At 69.9% G+C, this 20,122-nt stretch carries 17 protein-coding genes; 9 read left to right on the top strand and 8 right to left on the bottom strand.

Annotation, left to right across the window (positions count from 1 at the left end; translation table 11 throughout):
- Positions 1-232: 232 nt before the first annotated feature.
- Positions 233-2,803, bottom strand: coding sequence for an alpha-glucan family phosphorylase (gene glgP, locus ACI3KY_RS04990; protein WP_404929099.1), 2,571 nt, complete (start codon positions 2,801-2,803; stop codon positions 233-235).
- 159 nt (positions 2,804-2,962) lie between these two features.
- On the opposite strand from glgP, the gene ACI3KY_RS04985 reads away from it, so the two are divergent.
- Both ACI3KY_RS04985 and ACI3KY_RS04980 read left to right on the top strand, forming a co-directional pair.
- The gene (locus tag ACI3KY_RS04985) at positions 2,963-3,196 is read left to right on the top strand and encodes a response regulator (protein WP_404929098.1); all 234 of its coding nucleotides are present in this window, start codon (positions 2,963-2,965) and stop codon (positions 3,194-3,196) included.
- A complete protein-coding gene (locus tag ACI3KY_RS04980) occupies positions 3,183-3,857 on the top strand; it encodes a CYTH domain-containing protein (RefSeq protein WP_404929097.1) in 675 nt (224 codons plus the stop codon). Before ACI3KY_RS04985 ends, ACI3KY_RS04980 begins: the two co-directional genes overlap by 14 nt.
- A 210-nt stretch (positions 3,858-4,067) precedes the next feature.
- On the opposite strand, the gene lpdA is transcribed toward ACI3KY_RS04980, so the two are convergent.
- The 3 genes from lpdA to ACI3KY_RS04965 are packed head-to-tail and all read right to left on the bottom strand — an operon-like array spanning position 4,068 to position 6,528.
- The gene (gene lpdA, locus ACI3KY_RS04975) at positions 4,068-5,465 is read right to left on the bottom strand and encodes a dihydrolipoyl dehydrogenase (protein ID WP_404929096.1); all 1,398 of its coding nucleotides are present in this window, start codon (positions 5,463-5,465) and stop codon (positions 4,068-4,070) included.
- 9 nt (positions 5,466-5,474) lie between these two features.
- Positions 5,475-6,209, bottom strand: coding sequence for a copper resistance protein CopC (locus tag ACI3KY_RS04970; protein ID WP_404929095.1), 735 nt, complete (start codon positions 6,207-6,209; stop codon positions 5,475-5,477).
- A 46-nt stretch (positions 6,210-6,255) separates the two neighbouring features.
- Positions 6,256-6,528 (bottom strand): hypothetical protein, encoded by a 273-nt coding sequence (locus ACI3KY_RS04965; protein ID WP_404929094.1) that lies wholly within the window; start codon positions 6,526-6,528, stop codon positions 6,256-6,258.
- Here ACI3KY_RS04965 and ACI3KY_RS04960 point away from each other — a divergent pair.
- A complete protein-coding gene (locus tag ACI3KY_RS04960; protein WP_404929093.1) occupies positions 6,518-6,715 on the top strand; it encodes a hypothetical protein in 198 nt (65 codons plus the stop codon). The two genes, ACI3KY_RS04965 and ACI3KY_RS04960, sit on opposite strands and share 11 nt — an antisense overlap.
- Before the next feature lie 121 nt (positions 6,716-6,836).
- Here ACI3KY_RS04960 and ACI3KY_RS04955 read toward each other — a convergent pair whose 3' ends face one another.
- The gene (locus tag ACI3KY_RS04955) at positions 6,837-7,217 is read right to left on the bottom strand and encodes a hypothetical protein (RefSeq protein WP_404929092.1); all 381 of its coding nucleotides are present in this window, start codon (positions 7,215-7,217) and stop codon (positions 6,837-6,839) included.
- A gap of 239 nt (positions 7,218-7,456) precedes the next feature.
- On the opposite strand from ACI3KY_RS04955, the gene ACI3KY_RS04950 reads away from it, so the two are divergent.
- The 3 genes from ACI3KY_RS04950 to ACI3KY_RS04940 all read left to right on the top strand — a co-directional run bounded on the left by ACI3KY_RS04950 (position 7,457) and on the right by ACI3KY_RS04940 (position 9,380).
- Positions 7,457-7,960 (top strand): FHA domain-containing protein, encoded by a 504-nt coding sequence (locus ACI3KY_RS04950; RefSeq protein ID WP_404929091.1) that lies wholly within the window; start codon positions 7,457-7,459, stop codon positions 7,958-7,960.
- On the top strand, positions 7,960-8,652 hold the full coding sequence (locus ACI3KY_RS04945) for a MerR family transcriptional regulator (RefSeq protein WP_194415857.1): 693 nt from the start codon (positions 7,960-7,962) through the stop codon (positions 8,650-8,652). Before ACI3KY_RS04950 ends, ACI3KY_RS04945 begins: the two co-directional genes overlap by 1 nt.
- A 185-nt stretch (positions 8,653-8,837) precedes the next feature.
- Complete coding sequence (locus tag ACI3KY_RS04940) at positions 8,838-9,380, top strand: MerR family transcriptional regulator (RefSeq protein WP_404929090.1); 543 nt, start codon at positions 8,838-8,840, stop codon at positions 9,378-9,380.
- A gap of 105 nt (positions 9,381-9,485) precedes the next feature.
- On the opposite strand, the gene ACI3KY_RS04935 is transcribed toward ACI3KY_RS04940, so the two are convergent.
- Positions 9,486-10,700, bottom strand: coding sequence for a trans-sulfuration enzyme family protein (locus tag ACI3KY_RS04935; RefSeq protein WP_404929089.1), 1,215 nt, complete (start codon positions 10,698-10,700; stop codon positions 9,486-9,488).
- Between the two features lie 269 nt (positions 10,701-10,969).
- Positions 10,970-11,779 (bottom strand): ParA family protein, encoded by an 810-nt coding sequence (locus tag ACI3KY_RS04930; protein WP_194415853.1) that lies wholly within the window; start codon positions 11,777-11,779, stop codon positions 10,970-10,972.
- Between the two features lie 85 nt (positions 11,780-11,864).
- Here ACI3KY_RS04930 and ACI3KY_RS04925 point away from each other — a divergent pair, with 85 nt between their 5' ends.
- From ACI3KY_RS04925 to ACI3KY_RS04915, 3 genes are all read left to right on the top strand, one after another.
- Positions 11,865-15,272: a pyruvate carboxylase gene (locus tag ACI3KY_RS04925; protein WP_404929088.1), complete on the top strand. Its 3,408-nt coding sequence runs from the start codon at positions 11,865-11,867 to the stop codon at positions 15,270-15,272.
- 74 nt (positions 15,273-15,346) lie between these two features.
- Positions 15,347-17,509, top strand: coding sequence for an AAA family ATPase (locus ACI3KY_RS04920; protein WP_404929087.1), 2,163 nt, complete (start codon positions 15,347-15,349; stop codon positions 17,507-17,509).
- An 8-nt stretch (positions 17,510-17,517) separates the two neighbouring features.
- Positions 17,518-18,009: a peptide deformylase gene (locus tag ACI3KY_RS04915; RefSeq protein WP_404929086.1), complete on the top strand. Its 492-nt coding sequence runs from the start codon at positions 17,518-17,520 to the stop codon at positions 18,007-18,009.
- Between the two features lie 238 nt (positions 18,010-18,247).
- On the opposite strand, the gene ACI3KY_RS04910 is transcribed toward ACI3KY_RS04915, so the two are convergent.
- Positions 18,248-20,074, bottom strand: a complete 1,827-nt coding sequence (locus tag ACI3KY_RS04910; RefSeq protein WP_404929085.1) for an AMP-dependent synthetase/ligase — start codon at positions 20,072-20,074, stop codon at positions 18,248-18,250.
- Between the last annotated feature and the right edge of the window lie 48 nt (positions 20,075-20,122).

Raw genomic sequence — 20,122 nt, 5'->3', positions numbered from 1 at the left:
GTCAAGACCGCCGAGGCCAACATGGGAACGATTTAACGCACGCCGCCGGCCGCATCCCGATCCTCAGATGAGGATCAGGGCCGAGCTGCGGGCCATCGCGCGGCGTGTCGTCCCTCATCTCGGCGCAGGTCCTCAAATGAGGAACGCGTCCACCCTCGAGGACACGACCAGGAACGAAACGGATGCCTCGACCCGGCGCAGCACGCCGGGTCGAGGCATCCGTGATCGACGTCTACGAGGCGTAGGTGACGAGCCCGAGCTCCACCGGTGACACGAGCTGCGGATGCGTCGGGCGCACGCGGACGGTGTACCCGAACGTGCCCGTGACCGTGAGCGGGAGGATGCCGGTGAACGTGCGCACACCGTCGACCCCGTCGCCGGTGGGGGAGAGGCGGTACACCGAGTGCTCGCGCGCCAGCGCGTCGTCCTCGTCGGTGCGGCCGTACAGCAGCTCCACCGCGACATCGTCGGGCGACAGGCCGTCGAGGCGGACGTCGGCGTGCACCTCGAGCGCGTCGCCGGCCTGCGCCTGCGACGGGATGCCCGAGCTGTCGACGCTCGCGATCGAGATCCGGCCCCAGGCGCCCTTGACGCGTCCGACGAACGCCGCGAGCTCACGCGCCTCGGCGAACCCGTTCGCGCGCAGCGCCACGTCGTGGGCGGCAGCCGGCACATACAGCCGCCGGACGTAGTCCTGCACCATGCGGTCGCTCGTCGCCTTCTTGCCGAGGTCGGTCATGGTGTGGCGCACCATGCCCAGCCAGGCGGTGGGGATGCCGCCCTCCCGCTCGTAGAACTTCGGCACCAGCTGGTGCTCGATGAGGTCGTACAGGGCAGCGGCCTCGACGTCGTCGCGCTCCTCGTCGTTCGCCGCGGTGTCGGCCGTCGGGATCGCCCAGCCGTTCTCGCCGTCGTACCACTCGTCCCACCAGCCGTCGAGGATCGAGAGGTTGAGCGCCCCGTTGAGCGCGGCCTTCATGCCGCTCGTGCCGCAGGCTTCGAGCGGACGCAGCGGGTTGTTGAGCCACACGTCGCAGCCCGGGTACAGCTCCTTGGCCAGGGTGATGTCGTAGTCCGGCAGGAACACGATCCGCCCGCGCACCTTCGGATCGCGGCTGAAGCGCACGAGCTGCTGGATGAGGATCTTGCCCGAGTCGTCGGCCGGGTGCGACTTGCCGCCGATCAAGATCTGCACCGGTCGTTCCGGGTCGGTCAGGAGTCGCGTGAGACGCTCCGGGTCCCGCAGCATCAGCGTGAGGCGCTTGTAGGTCGGCACCCGCCGCGCGAAGCCGATCGTCAGCACCTCGGGGTCGAGCAGGTCATCCACCCACGCCGGCGTGCGGCTGCCGCCGTTGGAGGTGCCGTGGGAGAGGGATGCCGCGACCCGCCGTCGCGCCTCGGCGACGAGCCCGCCCTTCATCTGCTGACGAACACCCCAGAGCTCGGCATCCGTCACGGCTGCGTGGTCGGTCCAGTCGTGCGTATCGGTGCGCGCATCGCCCCACGCGCGCTCGCTCACGGCCTTGAGGGCGGGGTGCACCCAGGTGGGAGCGTGCACGCCGTTGGTGATCGACGTGATCGGCACCTCGTCGGTGTCGACACCCGGCCACAGCATGCCGAACATCCCGCGGCTCACCTCGCCGTGCAGCACCGAGACGCCGTTCGCGTGCTGGCCGAGGTGCAGGCCGAGCACCGCCATGTTGAAGACGCCCTGGTCGCCGCCCTCCCACGTCTCCAGGCCGAGCGCGATCGCGCGGCCTGCGTCGAGGCCCTGGAAGAGGCCACCCGCGAGCACGTTCGCGATCAGCTCGCGCGAGAAGCGGTCGATGCCGGCCGGCACGGGGGTGTGCGTCGTGAAGACGGTGCCCGCGCGCACCTGGGCCAGAGCCGCGTCGAAGTCGAGGCCGTCGTGCGTGATGAGCTCCGACATCCGCTCGAGTCCCTGGAAGCCGGCGTGGCCCTCGTTGGTGTGGTAGACATCGGGGCTCGGGCGGCCCGTCAGATCGGAGAAGGCCCGCACCGCGCGGACGCCGCCGACACCGAGCAGCAGCTCCTGCAGCAGGCGGTGCTCGCCGCCGCCGCCGTACAGGCGATCGGTGACGCGGCGCATCTCGTCGGTGTTCGACGGCGTCTCGGAATCGAGGAGCAGCAGGGGCACGCGGCCGATGTCAGCCACCCAGACCCGCGCGTGCAGGCGGCGGTCGCCCGGAAGGTCGAGCGCGATCTCGACGGGAGCACCCGCCCGGTCGCGCAGCAGCGTCAGGCCGAGACCGTAGGGATCCAGCAGGGGATACGCCTCGCGCTGCCAGCCGTCGTCGCCGATCGACTGGCGGAAGTAGCCGGCCCGGTAGAACAGCCCGACGCCGGTCAGCGGCACGCCGAGGTCGGAGGCGCTCTTGAGGTGGTCGCCGGCGAGGATGCCGAGCCCGCCGGAGTACTGCGGCAGCGAGCCGTCGACTCCGAACTCGGGGGAGAAGTACGCGATGTGAACCGGCTTCGGGCCCTCGAGGCGCTGGAACCAGCGGTCGCCGTCGAGGTAGGCGGTGAGGCGCTCGTCCTCGTCGCGGACGCGAGCCACGAACTCCTCATCGCGGGCGAGCTCGTCAAGCCTCTCCTGACCGAGGGCACCGAGCATGCGTGCGGGGTTGGCGCCGATGTCGTCCCACAGCGCAGGATCCATCGAGGCGAAGAGGGCGTGCGTCGCGCGGCTCCACGACCAGCGCCAGTTCGACGCGAGGCGATCGAGCGGGGCGAGGGGTTCGGCGAGGACGGGGCGGACCGTGAACGTTCGGATGGCCTTCACGCTCGCGATTCTAGGGGGAGAAGCTGGAAGCGCTTGCACGGATGTCACTGGTCCGCTGCCGGCGCCCGGTGTCGTCGCAGCCCCTCAGAGGGCTGGCATGTCTCGCGGCGATCCGCAAGGTGCGGGTGCCTGTCCTCCCGCGGGGCTACGCTGGGGCGCATGGCCATCGCACGACTGCATGGAGGCCCGCTCGACGGGCAGCTCCTCCCGCTGGAAGACCCCGAACTCGACCGACTGATCGTCCCGTACAGCGAGACGCAGGTCGTCTACGAACGCAAGGGATCGCCCGAGAACACCGGCGAGGGCGATGGACCGACCGAGGCCGAGTTCTGGTTCATCGAATCCGAGGACGACATCGATCCCTACAGCGACACCGCACGTGAGCGCCGCTGAAGAAGACTCTCACCAGCAGGCTGCTGACCCGACGGGGCCGAGCCATTCGGTCGAGGTGGAGCTGAAGTTCGACGTCGACGACGACACTCCGCTGCCCGACTGGTCGGGTCTGCCCGGGGTGGCGTCCGTCGGCGCGGCTGAGCTGCGCGACCTCGACGCCGTCTATTTCGACAGCGACGACCTCGCGCTCGCGCACGCCGGGTACGCGGTGCGCCGCCGCACGGGCGGCCCCGATGAGGGCTGGCACATCAAGGGTCCGCGCAACGCCGAGGGCGGCCGTGTCGAACAGCACTGGCCGCTCGAGAGCGACGTGTCGGAGCAGGGAATCCCGGATGCCGTCGCCGACGCGCTTCCGGCGGTGGCTGGGAACTCGTCCCTGGGACCGATCGCGCGCATCCGCAACCAGCGTCATGCGTACGCGCTGCGCGGCGCCGACGGGGGACTGGTGGCGGAGTTCGTGGACGACCATGTCATCGCCACCGACGAGCGTGACGGCACGCAGCGCACCTGGCGGGAGTGGGAGTTCGAGCTCGGGCATGCGGCCCCGGCTTCGGCGGACCAGCGCGCGGCGCTCTTCGCCGCTGCCGAAGAAGCCGTGCACGCCGTCGGTGGCCGGGAAGCGGCATCCGATTCCAAGCTCGCCCGCACGCTCGGCGCCTGACGAGTCGGCGCGCGTTTCGTCTCGCTTCGCTCGCTCAACGACCGGGGGTGGTGCGTTTCGTCTCGCTTCCGCGCGACGAACGGGGGTGGCGCGTTTCGTCTCGCTTCCGCTCGGCGCAGCCGAGAACCGGTCGTTGAGCGAGGAGCGCCGGCGACGAGACGAAACGCCCCGGACCTTCGAGAAGGTCCGGGGCGTTCGACGTCGCGGTGATCAGAGGTTGATCATGTGGCCGGCGAGGCCGTGGAAGGCCTCCTGCACGGCCTCCGACAGCGTCGGGTGCGTGTGGACGTTGCGGGCGGCCTCGAGAGCGGTGAGGTCCCACTTCTGCGCCAGCGTCAGCTCGGGCAGGAGCTCCGAGACGTCGGGGCCGATGAGGTGGCCACCGAGGAGCTCGAGGTGCTCGCCGTCGGCGATGAGCTTGACGAAGCCGATCGGCTCGCCCAGGCCGTTCGCCTTGCCGTTCGCCGAGAACGGGAACTTCGCGACCTTGACGTCGTAGCCGGCGTCGCGCGCCTGCTGCTCGGTGAGACCGAACGACGCCACCTGCGGCGAGCAGAACGTCGCGCGCGGCATCATGCGGTAGTCGCCGAGGGTCATCGTCTCGGCCTTGCCGATCGTCTCGGCCGCCACGACACCCTGCGCCTCGGCCACGTGCGCCAGCTGCAGCTTGGCGGTCACGTCGCCGATCGCGTAGATGTGCGGCACGTTGGTGCGCATGTGGTCGTCGATGTCGATGGCGCCGCGGTCGGTGAGCTTCACACCGGTGTTCTCGAGCCCGAAGCCCTCGACGTTGGCAGCGAAGCCGATTGACATCATGACCTTGTCGGCGTCGATGGAGCCGGTGGTGCCGTCCTTGGCGGTGTAGGTCACGGTGACCTTGTCGCCCTGGTCGTTGACCGTCTCGACCTTGGTCGAGGTGAGGATGTCGACGCCGTAGCCCTTGTACTGGCGCGCGATCTCCTTGGACACGTCGGCGTCCTCGTTGGGCAGTGCACGGTCGAGGAACTCGATGATCGTGACCTTGACGCCGTAGTTCACCATGACGAAGGCGAACTCCATGCCGATGGCGCCGGCGCCCACGATGACGATCGACTGCGGCAGGTCGCGCGCGAGGATCTGCTCCTCGTACGTCACGATGTTGCCGCCGATCTGCACGCCCGGGAGCAGGCGGACCTTCGAGCCGGTCGAGATGATCGCGTTGTCGAAGGTGACGTCCTCGGTGGAGCCGTCGGCCTTGGTCACGCGGATCGCGTTCGGACCGGTGAACGATCCGCGCCCCTCGTACTCGTCGACCTTGTTCTTCTTCATCAGGTAGTGGATGCCCTTGACGTGGGTGTCGGCCACCTTGCGGCTGCGATCCCACGCGACTCCGAAGTCGAAGTGCACGTCGCCCGAGATGCCGAACAGGTCGGCCTTGTGATGGAACTGGTGCGCGAGGTCGGCGTTCTTGAGCAGAGCCTTCGAGGGGATGCAGCCGACGTTGAGGCAGACACCGCCCCAGTACTTCTCTTCGATGATCGCGACCTTGAGGCCGAGCTGAGAAGCACGGACGGCCGCGACGTACCCGCCGGGCCCCGCGCCGAGGATGGCGACGTCGTAGTGAGGCATGCTTCCAGCCTAGTGGTCGGCCGGAGGCTCGGATCCGGGCTGCGGGGCGGCGCCGGCGGTGCCCTGGGCACCTTCGGCGAGTGCCTTCTCGCGTCGCGAACGCGACACCAGCAGGTAGACGACCGCGCCGATCAGGGCGAGCGCCAGCACGCCGGCGATGATCCACGGGAGCGCGCTCGAGCCCTCGGACGCGGTCGGCTCGCCGGTCACGGTCGGGGACGGCTCGACGGTCTCGCTCGGCGCCGTGGTCGCACTCTGGGTGGGAGCGGCCGTCTCCGTCGGCGTCGGCGCCTGCGTCGGTGCAGGTGCGCCCGCAACGGTGAACGAGAGCTCGCCCGAGATGGGGTGCCCGTCGCTCGAGACGACCTTCCACAGCACCGTCACGGCACCGGATGCCTCGCCCGCCAGCGGCTGCGTCAGCACGTTGTCGTGCACGGTCGGTGCGCCGTCGACGAGCGTCGTGCCCGCGGCATCCGTCACCTCGACGACCGAGGCGCCCTCGTCATCGGCGATCTCGGCGCTGAAGGTGAGCGTGAGCTGCGCGGGAAGCGCGTCGACGCTGCTGTCGGCGGCGGGGTCGCTGCCGAGCAGCTCGTCGTGCGCGTGGGCGGGGGTCGCCCCGGCGAGCACGACGGCGAACGCGAGGATCAGGCCGGCGGCGAGCGCAGAGACGCGTGCCCAGACGGATGCCGAGACCGATGCCGAGATGGAGGCTGAGAGCGGTGTGTGAACTCTGTGTGACATCACGCGATCGAGCCTATCCGGCCCTTCGATCCGCACGCCCCGAGGTCTAGCATGGCCGCAGGCGGGGGATCTGCCCGCTGACCGGTGACGGAAGGATGGCGGCGATGGACTCCATGATGATGGACGCCATGTCGAAGGACATGATGTCGATGCCCGGCATGGACACCATGGACATGTCGGTGATGCAGGCCTGTATGGATGCCTGCTCGGCCTGCGAGCAGGCATGCACGGTGTGCTCCACGCAGATGATGTCGTGCGCGCCCGCGTGCATGAACTGCGCGGACATGTGCAACACGATGATGCGGTCGATGCTGCGCATGCAGGGCATGAACCCGGCCACGATGATGTCGATGCTCGACGCCTGCATCGCGATGTGCCAGCTCTGCATGGACGAGTGCATGGAGCACGCGGACCACAGCGAGGTCTGCAAGATGTGCGCTCAGGCCTGCCAGGCGTGCATGGACGCCTGCATGGCTATGAAGAACTCGATGATGGCGATGGGCTGAAGCCCGTCGCCTTTCTCAGTCCTGCGCGATCCCTCGCGCAGGACGTCGCGGGATCGCGGCTGCGTCCCGATGAGCGAAGCGCCGGCGAGTGCTCAGGCCCCGATCGCTCGGGCCTGATGACTCAGGCGCCGACGAGCTCGGCGCGCAGGACGTTGTAGCGCGCGCCGCCGACGGCGAGCACGTGGTAGCGCTCGTGCAGCGCGACCGGCGTGCCGGGCGTCGCCGTCGCGGCCGCGCCGACGCCGTTCCACAGCACGAGCGAGGTGCCGTCTGCCAGCGTGCGCACCACCACGAATCCGGACCGCTCGTCGGACTCCTCGACGATCGCGTCGGCCCACTCCGCCGGGGTGGCCGCGGCCAGCCGCGCCTGGATGAGGTGCAGCGCGTGGCCGGGAGCGAAGGAGGAGCAGCTGCCACCGTGGTCGCACATGCACGCCGCACGCTCACGCACCTGGAGGGGCGGGATGTGGCTGTGCGGGGTGGACACGATGGTCTCCTTCATGTGACGGATCGTCTGCGTCCTGCCAGGCTAGAGGGGCGGGTCGGTCGAGGCATCTCGGTCGACACGGGACGAAACATTGCGGCACGTGGGCTTTCGGGCGTGACGGAGTGGCCCCGTGCTTCCGCCGCACCGGGGGGATCCGGGGCGCCGACGCGGGGCAGCCCTCCGCGGCGAACCGCAAAAACGGCCTCTTCCGAGCCAGGGTGATCGGATAGGCTGGCCGAACAGAGGAGGAAACCGTGGAGCACGACCGCCGACCCGATGAGGGCGACATCCGCCGGGCTGCCGGGGCCGACGCACGCGATTCCGATCGCGGCGCCGACACCACGCAGACGTTCGGCCACGATTCCGACCTCTCGTTCGTGCCGTTCGGCAGCGAGCTGGGCGACGCAGAGCTCGACGCCATCGAGGCGCTCCCTTCGGGCGCAGCCCTGCTGCTCGTGCGTTCCGGACCCACCGCCGGCGCCCGCTACCTGCTGGACTCCGATGTGACGACGGTGGGGCGGCATCCCGAAGCCGACATCTTCTTCGACGACGTCACGGTCTCGCGCCGCCATGCCGAGATCACGCGCTCGGGCACGAGCTTCGAGCTCGTCGACCAGCGCTCCCTCAACGGCACCTATGTCAACGGCGAGCGGGTCGACAGGGCCGCGCTCACCAACGGCGCCGAGGTGCGCGTCGGAAAGTTCCGCCTCAACTTCTTCGTCTCGCCGGCCGACCTCGCCCGGGCGGCGGACGCCTGATGCCCGCGGCTTCCGCCCGTGAAAGGGCGTCGTCCGCGGGTCTTCTCAGCATCGGGCAGGTTCTGGCGCGTCTGTCGCCGGAGTTCCCGTCCCTCACCTCGAGCAAGCTGCGTTTCCTCGAGGTGCAGGGGATCGTCACCCCGCTGCGCACCGAGTCGGGCTACCGCAAGTTCTCGCAGGACGATCTGGAGCGGCTGCGGCTCGCGCTGACACTCCAGCGCGACCACTACCTGCCGCTGTCCGTCATCCGCGACTATCTCGAAGACGTCGACGCCGGACGCGATCCGGCCACCCCTTCGGCCGTGCCGCCGCCGTCGATCGTGCCGGCGCCGCGCCGCTACCGGCGCGACGAGATGCTCGCCGCCGCAGGAGCCGCCCCGCAGCTGCTCAACGACGCGATCAGCACGGGCATCCTCACCGGTGCCGAGTCGTACACCGAGCAGTCCGTCACACTGTTGCGCGCGCTCGTCGCCCTCGACCGGCACGGCATCGAGCCGCGTCATGTGCGGGCGCTCCGACAGAGCGCCGAACGAGACGTCGCCCTGGTGGAGTCGGCGCTGGCCCCGCTGCTGCGGCGGACGGATGCCTCGTCCCGCGGTCGTGCCGGCGAGCTCGCGCCCGAGCTGACGCGGCGCCTCGATGACGTCCGCGCGATCTTCGTGCGTGCCGCGCTCGACCGCATGCTGAGCTGACCAGGGATTTCCATGGCGCGGCGGCCAGAACCGGCCGCTTCGTCCAGACGGGTCGCGACACCGGAACCGGTCGTCGAAACCCGTCGAGGCGTGCGACACGCCGACCTCCGAACAGCGGATGTCATTGCCGCGAGGGGGAGGCTGATCTAGCGTTGAGGTATCCGATTCCGGAGGGGGGAACGAGCATGACCGGAGACGGTTCAGCGGGCGAGCCATTCGGCGCCGAGCTCCTCTTCACCGATGGACTTCCCGCCATGGACGACGAAGTCGGCTATCGCGGTGCCGTCGCGGCGAAGGCCGCCGGCATCACCTATCGCCAGCTGGACTACTGGGCGCGCACCGAGCTCGTCGAGCCGACGGTGCGAGGCGCCAGCGGGTCGGGATCACAGCGGCTCTACGGTTTCCGCGACATCCTCGTCCTGAAGCTCGTCAAGCGACTGCTCGACACCGGCATCTCGCTGCAGCAGATCCGCACCGCCGTGGATCAGCTCCGGGCCTCCGGCATCCGGGATCTCGCCGGCACGACGCTCATGAGCGACGGCGCATCGGTCTACCTCTGCACGTCGAACGACGAGGTCATCGACCTCGTGAGCCGCGGTCAGGGCGTCTTCGGCATCGCCGTCGGCAAGGTCCTGCGCGAGGTCGAGTCGGAGCTCGTGGAGTTCGAGTTCGAGCGGCCCGACCCGATGGACGAGCTCGCGGTGCGCCGCGCCGCCCGCTCCGCCTGAGTCACGCGAGCCTTGACCCGGGCGAGCGTCCTGCGTCACGCGGGCCGCTGAGTCACGCGAGTCCCTGGGCCCGCGCGAGTGTTCTGCGTCACGCGGGCCGGTGAGTCACGCGAGCGCCGTCTCGGCGCTCTCCCGCGCGTCCGCCGTCGCGGTGAGCGCCTGAGCCAGGTCGGCGATGAGATCGGCCGGATCTTCGAGGCCGATCGACAGCCGCACGAGGGCGTCCGACGGCTTCGCCTCCGATGCGACCGGGCGGTGGGTGAGCGCCGCGGGATGCTGGATGAGCGAGTCGACACTGCCCAGCGACACCGCGTGCGTGAAGAGCTCGACCGATGACGTCAGCGAGGATGCCGCGGCGACCCCGCCGGTAAGCTCGATCGCGATCATGGCGCCCGGGCCGGACTGCTGGGTGCCCACGAGCCCGCGCGGGTCACTCGCCGCGAAGCCGGGGAAGTGCACGCGAGCGACCTCGGGTCGCGTCGTGAGCCAGTCGGCGACGATCCGGGCGCCCACCTGCTGCGCCCGCATTCGCACGGGGAGCGTCGCAAGCCCGCGGTGCAGCAGGTAGGCGGCGAGCGGATGCATGATCGCGCCGGTGATCGCACGTGTGCGACGCAGCGCCGCGGCGAAGCGGGCGTCGCAGGCGACCACGCCGCCGACCACATCGCCATGGCCGCCCAGGTACTTCGTGGCGCTGTGCAGCGACAGTGCGGCACCCAGATCGAGCGGATGCTGCAGCACGGGCGTGGCGAAGGTGTTGTCGACGAGCACCGGCACATCGCCGGCCGCCGCCACGACCGCGCGGATGTCGACCAGCTCGAGCGTGGGGTTGGCCGGCGTCTCGAGCACGACGAGCGCGGTGTCGTCTCGAACGGCCGACGCGACGGCGTCGGGAGCGCAGAAGGTGGTCTCCACGCCGAGCAGCCCCGACGCCAGCAGGTGGTCGGTTCCGCCGTACAGCGGGCGCACGGCGACCACGTGCCGGCGCTGGGACTCGTGGGTCATCGCCAGCAGCACGGCGGTCATCGCCGCCATGCCGGAGGAGAACGCGACCGACTCCTCGGCGTGCTCCAGGCGCGCGAGGGCCTCCTCGAATCGGGCCACGGTCGGGTTCCAGAGGCGCGCGTAGACGTTCGAGCCTCCCTCGAAGGGGTGGCCGCCGGTTGCCAGCACCTCGTACGACATGCCGCCGAGGTCGATGTCGGGCAGCGGATTGGTCGACGAGAGATCGAGGGGGAGAGCGTGTACGCCCAGCGCTGCGAGATCGTCGCGGCCGGCGTGCACGGCGAGGCTGTCAGGGTGCAGCGTCATCGGTGCCATGGCGATATGTTCACCCACTTCGTTGCCGATCGCAATTCGTGTTCAGCGAACCACGCACAACGCAAGCAATATGGTCATCCCTGACGCAGAGTGCTTACCCGCGCGGGCCCCGGCCCCCGGACCCAGGCCCCGGCATCCTCTCGATCCTCTTCCCCCGGCGTTCATCCGTCGTATATGCACGCGATTCCGGCCGTCACCCGTACATATACGACGGATGAACCCCGGGAATGGGGCGGGAGGGGGCGCCGGGGCGCGGCATCCGTCCGCTGTCAGGAACGGGTGTCTTCGGCGACCGGGATGCGGCCGGTGCGCATGACGCGGTCGAGCAGCGAGTCGAAGTCGGCCGCGAGCTCCTGAGCCGAGTCGCCGGGCCAGATGTGCAGGGGCTTCGCGGCGCCCTGCGCCTGCTGCAGCGACGTGCGCTCGGGCAGCTGCGGGCTCAGCACGAGCGGGCCGAACATGTCGCGCAGCTCTTTGATGCGGAACTGGTGCTCGATCGACTGCGGGCGCACGCGGTTGACCACGATGCCCAGCGGCTGCAGGCGGGGGGAGAGGCCGCGGCGGATCTCCTCGATCGCGCGCAGCGCCCGGTCGGCCGCTGCCACCGAGAAAAGGCCCGGCTCGGTGACGACGATCACGCGGTCGGAGGCCGCCCACGCGGTGCGCGTCAGCGCGTTGAGCGACGGGGCGCAGTCGATGAGGACGAGGTCGTAGTCGGCCTCGATGGTCGCCAGCGCCTCCTCCATCTTCCAGACGTCGCGGACGCTCGGGTGCGGGCCGTCGAAGTTGATCGCCGACGGACTGCCGATCATGACGTCGATGGTGCCCGGATGCACCTTCGCCCAGCCGCTGGAGGTGATGGCCTGTCGGACCGTCTTCTCCTTGGGATTGGCGAGGACATCGGCGACATTCAGTCGACCGGCGACTTGGATGTCCATGCCCGTCGAGACGTCGGACTGCGGGTCGAGATCGACGACGAGCGTGCGGACACCGCGGGCGAAAGCCGCCGACGCGAGTCCGAGAGTCACGGTTGTCTTGCCGACCCCACCCTTGAGCGAGCTGACGGATAGGACGTGCACAAGGCACCACGTTACCGTCCCCTAGGCTGAGAGCACACTCAGCCTGTTCCCTGGGCCCGCCTGCGCCGCCGCACACGGAGGTCGAATGTTCCGCAAGATCCTGGTCGCGAACCGAGGCGAGATCGCCATCCGGGCCTTCCGCGCCGCATACGAACTGGGTGCTCGCACGGTCGCCGTGTTCCCCTACGAGGACCGCGGCTCGCTGCATCGGCAGAAGGCCGATGAGTCCTACGAGATCGGCGAGAAGGGGCATCCCGTCCGCGCCTACCTCGATGTCGACGAGATCGTGCGCGTCGCGAAGGATGCCGGCGCGGATGCGATCTACCCCGGCTACGGCTTCCTCTCGGAGAACCCGGAGCTCGCCGAGAAGGCCGCCGCGAACGGCATCGCGTTCATCGGGCCCCCCGCGAAGGTGCTCGAGATGGCCGGCAACAAGGTCACGGCCAAGCACCACGCGGTGGCCGCGGGCGTGCCGGTGCTGCGCTCGACCGAGGCGTCCGACGACGTCGACGCGCTGCTCGGCCAGGCCGACGACATCGGCTTCCCGATCTTCGTGAAAGCCGTCGCGGGCGGCGGCGGACGCGGCATGCGTCGCGTCGAGCGCAAGGAAGAGCTCGCCCCGGCCGTGGCCGAGGCGATGCGCGAGGCCGGGAGCGCCTTCGGCGACGCCCGGGTCTTCCTCGAACAGGCCGTGCAGCGACCCCGGCACGTCGAGGTGCAGATCCTCGCCGACGCGACGGGCGAGACCGTGCACCTCTTCGAGCGCGACTGCTCGGTGCAGCGTCGTCACCAGAAGGTGATCGAGATCGCGCCCGCGCCCAACCTCGACCCGGCCGTCCGGGACGCACTCCACGGGTACGCCGTCGCCTTCGCACGGTCGATCGGCTACGAGAACGCCGGGACAGTGGAGTTCCTCCTCGAGACAGCGGGCCCTCGCACGGGTGAAGTCGTGTTCATCGAGATGAACCCGCGGATCCAGGTCGAGCACACCGTGACCGAAGAGGTCACCGACGTCGACCTCGTGCAGTCGCAGATGCGCATCGCCGCCGGCCAGACGATCGCCGAGCTCGGCCTGACGCAGGACCGCATCCAGCTGCGCGGCGCCGCCCTCCAGTGCCGCATCACGACCGAGGACCCCTCGCAGGGGTTCCGCCCCGACACCGGGCGCATCACGACCTACCGCTCGCCCGGCGGCGCGGGCATCCGCCTCGACGGCGGCACCACGGCGGCCGGCTCGCAGATCAGCCCGCACTTCGACTCGATGCTCGCGAAGCTCACGTGCCGCGGCCGCGACTTCCCGGCCGCCGTGGCCCGCGCCCGCCGGGCACTCGCGGAGTTCCGCATCCGCGGCGTCTCGACCAACGTCCCGTTCCTTCGGGCGGTCTTGGACGACCCGGCGTTCGTCGCCGGCGACGTCAGCACCTCGTTCATCGACGAGCGCCCCGAGCTGCTCACCAGCAACCCGTCCCGCGACCGGGCGACGAAGCTGCTGAACTGGCTGGGCGACGTGACGGTCAACCGGCCGTACGGCGACAAGCCGCTCTCGGTCTCGCCCGGCAGCAAGCTGCCCGACATCGACCTCACCGCCGCACCGCCGAGCGGCAGCCTCACGCGGCTGCGAGAGCTGGGTCCCGAGGGCTTCGCGCGCGCACTGCGCGCCCAGAGCGCGCTTGCCGTCACCGAGACGACCTTCCGTGATGCGCATCAATCGCTGCTGGCCACGCGCGTGCGCACCCGTGATCTGGTCCGGGTCGGCCCGCACGTGTCGCGCATGACTCCCGAGCTGCTGTCGGTCGAGGCGTGGGGCGGTGCCACCTACGACGTCGCGCTGCGCTTCCTCGCGGAGGACCCGTGGGAGCGCCTGGAGGCGCTTCGCGAGGCGATGCCGAACATCCCGACCCAGATGCTGCTGCGTGGCCGCAACACGGTGGGGTACACCCCGCGCCCCGTGGAGGTCACCGACGCCTTCGTACGCGAAGCGGCGGTGACCGGCGTCGACATCTTCCGCATCTTCGATGCGCTCAACGATGTGTCGCAGATGCGACCGGCGATCGACGCCGTCCGCTCGACGGGCACCGCGATCGCGGAGGTGGCGCTCTGCTACACCGCCGATCTGCTGAATCCTGCGGAGCAGCTCTACACGCTCGACTACTACCTGGGCCTCGCCGAGCAGATCGTCGAGTCGGGCGCCCACATCATCGCGATCAAGGACATGGCGGGACTCCTCCGGCCTGCCGCCGCGGCCAAGCTCGTCACGGCGCTGCGCGAGAACTTCGACTTGCCGGTGCATCTGCACACCCACGACACCGCCGGCGGTCAGCTGGCGACCCTGCTGGCTGCCAGTGCGGCGGGCGTCGACGCGGTGGATGCCGCGGCAGCGCCGATGTCGGGAACCACGAGCCAGCCCTCGCTCTCGGCCCTGGTCGCTGCACTCGCGCACACCGACCGCGACACCGGTCTGGATCTGCAGGCGGTCAGCGACCTGGAACCGTACTGGGAGGCTGTGCGCCACCTCTACCGTCCGTTCGAGTCCGGACTGGCCTCGCCGACCGGCCGCGTCTACCACCATGAGATCCCGGGCGGGCAGCTCTCGAACCTGCGTCAGCAGGCGATCGCCCTGGGCCTGGCCGACGACTTCGAGCTCATCGAGGACATGTATGCCGCCGCGGACCGCATCCTCGGCCGCATCCCGAAGGTCACGCCCTCGTCCAAGGTCGTCGGCGACCTCGCGCTCGCGCTGGTCGCCGTGCGCGCCGACCCCGCCGACTTCGAGGCGAACCCGCAGAATTACGACATCCCCGACTCGGTCGTCGGGTTCATGGCGGGGGAGCTGGGAGACCTGCCCGGCGGCTGGCCCGAGCCGTTCCGCACCAAGGTGCTCGAGGGACGCACGATCTCGATCGACGTGCCGGCGCTCACGGCCGACGAGCAGGAAGGCCTCGCCGGCGACACGGCGATCCGCCGCCGCACCCTCAACCGGCTGCTCTTCCCCGGTCCGGCCCGGGAGTTCGAAAGCAACCGCGAGGCGTACGGCGACCTGACGGCGCTCGGCACGCCGGACTACCTCTACGGCTTGAAGCCGGGGGAGGAGCACGTCGCCGAGATCGACCCCGGGGTGCAGCTGTACGTCGGACTCGAGGCGATCGGCGAGGCCGACGACAAGGGCTTCCGCACGGTGATGACGACGCTCAACGGCCAGCTGCGTCCCGTGTTCGTCCGCGACCGCAGCATCAAGGTCGAGGCCCGTCCGGTGGAGAAGGCCGACACGTCGAAGCCGGGGCAGGTGGCGGCGCCCTTCTCGGGCGTCGTGACCCTCAAGTCGGCCGTCGGCGACACCGTGACGGCCGGTCAGCCCGTGGCGTCGATCGAGGCGATGAAGATGGAGGCCGCCATCACGGCACCCGTCGACGGCGTCATCGAACGGCTCGCCATCGCTGCGACCGCACAGGTCGATGCCGGCGACCTTTTGGTCGTCATCCGTCCCGCCCAGTAGCCTGGAGGGCGGCATACGCCCCGATATGCGCCCGCGGCACCTTCCGGCGCCGCCTTCCCAGGAGAACTTTCGCAGTGACGCCCGATCGCACCGAACACACGCCCGACGAGCCCGAGAACGGAGTGCTCTCCGAGACGGGAAGCATCGACACCACGGGTCTCGGCATTCTGGGCGGTGCGACGGCGCAGGTGAACGTCGAACTGCCCACCGAATCGGAGGATGACCTCGCGGATGACGACGTCATCGACGACGAGGTGCCCTTCATCATCGAGATCCCGGCCGACGCCGACCTTCCGGTGATCGAGCGCGCACCCAGCGAGACGTTCTCCACCGACACGGCTGAGGCCGAGATCGTCGAGACCGCCGCCGACTTCGAGGAGTGGACGGTGGAGGGGGAGGGCTTCGCGCCGTCACCGCCCGTCGAGGACATCACCGACGCCGACGAGGTTCTCGAGGTGCTCGAAGCCGATGACCCGTCGGGCGCCGATGATGCCGACGTGCCGGTGGAGTCCGAGGCGGCCATCGACCGGCAGCCCGAGCCCGAAGCGGATCTCGACGGCGACACCGCGTGGTCGGCGACGCACGAACCCGTCGTCAGCGAAGACCTTCCGGTCGGCATGCCCGTGGTCGATTCCGACGCCGCCGACTCCCGCGGAACCGATGCCCCCGCATTCGATTCGATCGCGCCTGGCGATGCGAATCCCGCGGCGACCGGCACCGACGAGTTCGGCATCGTGGACTTCGAGGCCGTCGAGTTCGAGGATGGCGAGTTCGACGGAGAATTCGACGCCGCTGCGTTCGACATCGTGCTCGCCGAGGCCGAGGCCGAGGCTGAGGCCGAGGCCGAGGCTGAAGCCGAAGCCGATGCGGAGGCTGCCGGGGACGATGCGGATGCCGTCGGCCAGGGCCGTGACAACGACGAGGTCGAAGCCGCTCTGGCGGAGAACGCCGCAACGGGAGACGATGTCATCGCGACCGATGACACCTCGGAGGAGCCCATGATCGCGAAGACCCCGGCCGGCGACGGCGCGGACGCCGGCAAGACGGACGCCTCGAAGACGGATGCCGCGGCCGCGGCATCCGCTCCCCAGAAGTCGCCCGCACCGCCGTCCGTCTCGGCTGCCGCAGCCGCGGCCAAGACCGCCACCGGACCGACCCCGGCGACGCGCCGCGCGGCGAACCACACCGGCGCCCACCCCGTGGTCGAGCGTTCCGCCGTGGAGCGCGCGGCATTCGCCCGCTCCGACGTCGCGCTGACGTCGAAGCGCCTCGGCGAGTTCGAGGCCGACCGCGAGACCGCTGACCTGCTGACCGCCGACCGGCTGCTCGACCCGCACCAGGTGGTGCGCCCCGAGCCGGAGGGCGCCTGGCAGCACTTCGTCTACTCGATCTCGGGCCGGCGCATCAACCTCGGCGACAGCAAGCGTGCGAAGGCCCGCAAGGAGCTCGACCGCCGCATCGCCGCGCCGCTCACGGGCGGAGCGCGGTTCGTACCGGTGCTGTCCCGCAAGGGCGGCGTCGGCAAGACCACCGTCACGGCACTGCTGGGCCAGGCGCTGGCGGATGCGCGCGACGACCGCGTCATCGCGGTGGACGCCAATCCGGACCGGGGCACGCTCGCCGAGCGGATCTCGAGGGACAGCGGCAAGACCGTGCGCGACCTGGTGCGCATCAGTCCCGAGGTGGTCGGCTTCAACGACCTCTCGAACATCGTCGCGCGCGACGAGACCCGGCTCGACGTCGTCGCGTCCGACACCGATCCCCGCGTGTCCGAGGCGTTCAACGATGCCGACTATCGCGACGTCGCCGCCCTCGCCGCGCACTACTACTCGGTCGTCCTCACCGACACCGGCACGGGCATCGTGCACTCGGTCATGGGTGCGACCCTCGACCTGGCCGACCAGCTCGTGATCGTCGCCGGCCTGAGCGTCGACGAGGCGCGCCTGGCGTCGGAGACGCTGACATGGCTCGAGACGAACGGCTACTCCGACAAGGTGCGCAGCGCGGTCGTGGTGCTGAACAACGCTCGTCCGGGCCAGCCGCTCGTGCAGCTCGACGAGCTCGAGTCCCACTTCCGCACGCGCGTGCGGGCCGTGGTGCGCGTGCCGTACGACCCGCATATCGCGGCCGGCAGTGCCATCGTGTTCCGCGAACTGCAGCCCGCGACGCGGGAGGCCGCGCGCGACCTCGCCGCGACGGTGGTCGAGGGCCTTCGCTCGCTCGCTCCGGCGGCCTGAGGCATCCGATGGCTGTTCGTCCCATCCGTGTCTTCGGCGACCCCGTTCTCACCTCGGTCAGCACCCCCATCGAGACCGTCGACGAGGGTGTGCGCGCGCTCGTCCGCGACCTCATCGACACGGTCGAGCTGCCCGGACGCGCCGGCGTCGCGGCGCCGCAGATCGGCGTCGGCCTCCGGGCCTTCAGCTACAACATCGACGGCGACATCGGCTACGTGCTGAATCCCGTCCTCGTCGAGGTGTCGGGCGAGCCCGAGGCGATCGGCGAGGGATGCCTGTCGGTGCCGGGCCTCTGGCACGACGCCGTCCGCTATCCCCGGGCCAAGGTCGTCGGGATGGATCTCGACGGCAACGAGCTCGTGCTCGAGGGCGAGGGGCTCTTGGCCCAGGCACTGCAGCACGAGACCGACCACCTCGACGGAATGCTCTATCTGAAGCGGCTCACGCCCGAAGAGCGCCGCATCGCGATGCGCGAGATCCGCGAGTCCGACTGGTTCTGAATCCGGCGGCGTCCAGCCCGGCCACAGGTCCCCGGCTGCGGCGAAAAGTCGGGCCGGTCACCGGGACACGCCGGCAACGGATGCCGCGCCCCGGCGTGTTCCGTCACCGGCCAGGCTTTTCGCGCATCGTGGCGGAGACATATCGCGGCGGGGATGTGGACGGCTTCGGCCGCGGGGGAGACCGAGACGACGAAGCCCCGGACCCTGAAGGGCCTGGGGCTTCGGCATCCGTCCTCCGTTACGAGAGCGAGACGTTCGTCGTGCTGACGGGGACGGCGTAGAGCTCGGCGATGTCGTCGGCGAAGTCGGCGAGGATCACGTTGCGCTTGATGCTCATCTTGGGCGTCAGGTGGCCGCTGCCCTCGGTCCACTCCGTCGAGAGGATCGTGAACTTGCGGATCGATTCGGCGCGCGACACCGACGTGTTGGCGCGGTCGATCGCACGCTGCACCTCGGCGCGCACAGCATCGTTCTTGGCCGCCTCGGCGATCGGCATATCGGCCGGCAGGCTGTTGTTGGCCAGCCACGTCGGCAGCATCTCGGGGTCGAGCGTCACGAGCGCCGCGATGAACGGCTTCTGGTCGCCCACGACCACGACCTGGCTGACGATCGGGTTGGCGCGGATCGGGTCCTCCAGCGCGGCGGGCGAGACGTTCTTGCCGCCGGCGGTGACGATGATCTCCTTCTTGCGGCCGGTGATCGTGAGGAAGCCCTCGTCGTCGAACGAGCCGATGTCGCCGGTCTTGAACCAGTCGCCGTCGAACGCGTCGGCCGTGGCCTCGGGATTGCGCCAGTACTCCTTAAACACGTTGACGCCGCGGACCTGGATCTCGCCGTCGTCGCCGAGACGGACGCCGACACCGGGGATGACCGGTCCGACCGTGCCGATCTTCGACTTACGGGCCTGGTTGACCGTCGCGGGCGCGGTGGTCTCGGTGAGGCCGTAACCCTCGAGGATGGTCACCCCGAGGCTGTGGAAGAAGTGCCCGAGGCGGGGTCCGAGCGGTGCGGAGCCCGAGACGGCGTACGCGATGTTCCCGCCCATGGCCGTGCGGAGCTTGCTGTACACGAGCCGATCGAACAGGGCGAACTTGAGCTTCGTGCCCAGCGGGATCTTCTTGCCCTCCTGCTGCAGTCGCGAGTGCTCGACGGCGGTGTGGGCGGCGGCGCGGAAGATCTTGCCCTTGCCGCCCGCCTCGGCCTTCTGCTCGGCGGAGTTGTAGACCTTCTCGAAGACGCGCGGCACCGCGAGGAGGAAGGTCGGCTTGAACGAGCCGAGCGCGGGCAGCAGCTGCTTCGTGTCGGGCTGGTGCCCCGTCTTCACTCCCGCGTGGATGTCGAGGATCGAGATGAAGCGCGCGAACACGTGGGCGGTCGTGATGAACAGCAGCGTCGAGGCGCCCGGAGTCGCGAAGACCTCCTGGTTCGACAGCGTGGCGTTGCGGGTGAGTTCGACGAAGTTGCTGTGGGTGAGGACGCACCCCTTGGGCCGGCCGGTGGAGCCCGACGTGTAGATGAGGGTGGCGATGTCGGCGCCGTTGGCGATGTTGCGTCGCCGTTCGACCTCGTCGTCGGAGACGCTCGCGCCCTCGGTGATGAGCCGGTCGAGGTCGCCGCTGTGCATCTCCCAGGCGGAGCGGATGAGGGGCAGTTCGTCGCGCGCCTCCGCGAAGCGGGCGGTGTGCTCCGGCAGCTCGGTGATGAGCGCGATCGCCCCGGAGTCGGTGAGGTTCCACGCGATCTGCCCGGTCGAGCTGGTCTCGTAGATCGGCACCATCACGGCGCCGGCGTAGAACAGCGCGAAATCGACCAGCGTCCAGTCGTACGTGGTGCGGGCGATGAAGCCCACCTTGTCGCCGGGCGCGATGCCGCCGGCGACGAACCCTTTCGCGAGCGCGATGACCTGCTTCTGGAACTCCGCGGCGGTGATGTCCCGCCAGCCATCACCATCGGGCACGGCGAACAATGCGCGGTCAGGGGTCGCCTTGACGCGCTCGACCAGCAGGTCGGTGATGTTCGCCTGCGGATCAGCGGGGACGATGGCGGGGACTTCGAACTGGACCACGGCAGCTCCTTCGGTACCGGACGACTGAATCTCGGGTGGATCTCACCC

Source organism: Microbacterium sp. ZW T2_14 (assembly GCF_044987405.1).
Lineage (GTDB): Bacteria > Actinomycetota > Actinomycetes > Actinomycetales > Microbacteriaceae > Microbacterium.
Note: the sequence above shows the minus strand (reverse complement) of the source record. Positions and strands in the feature narration are given on the sequence as shown.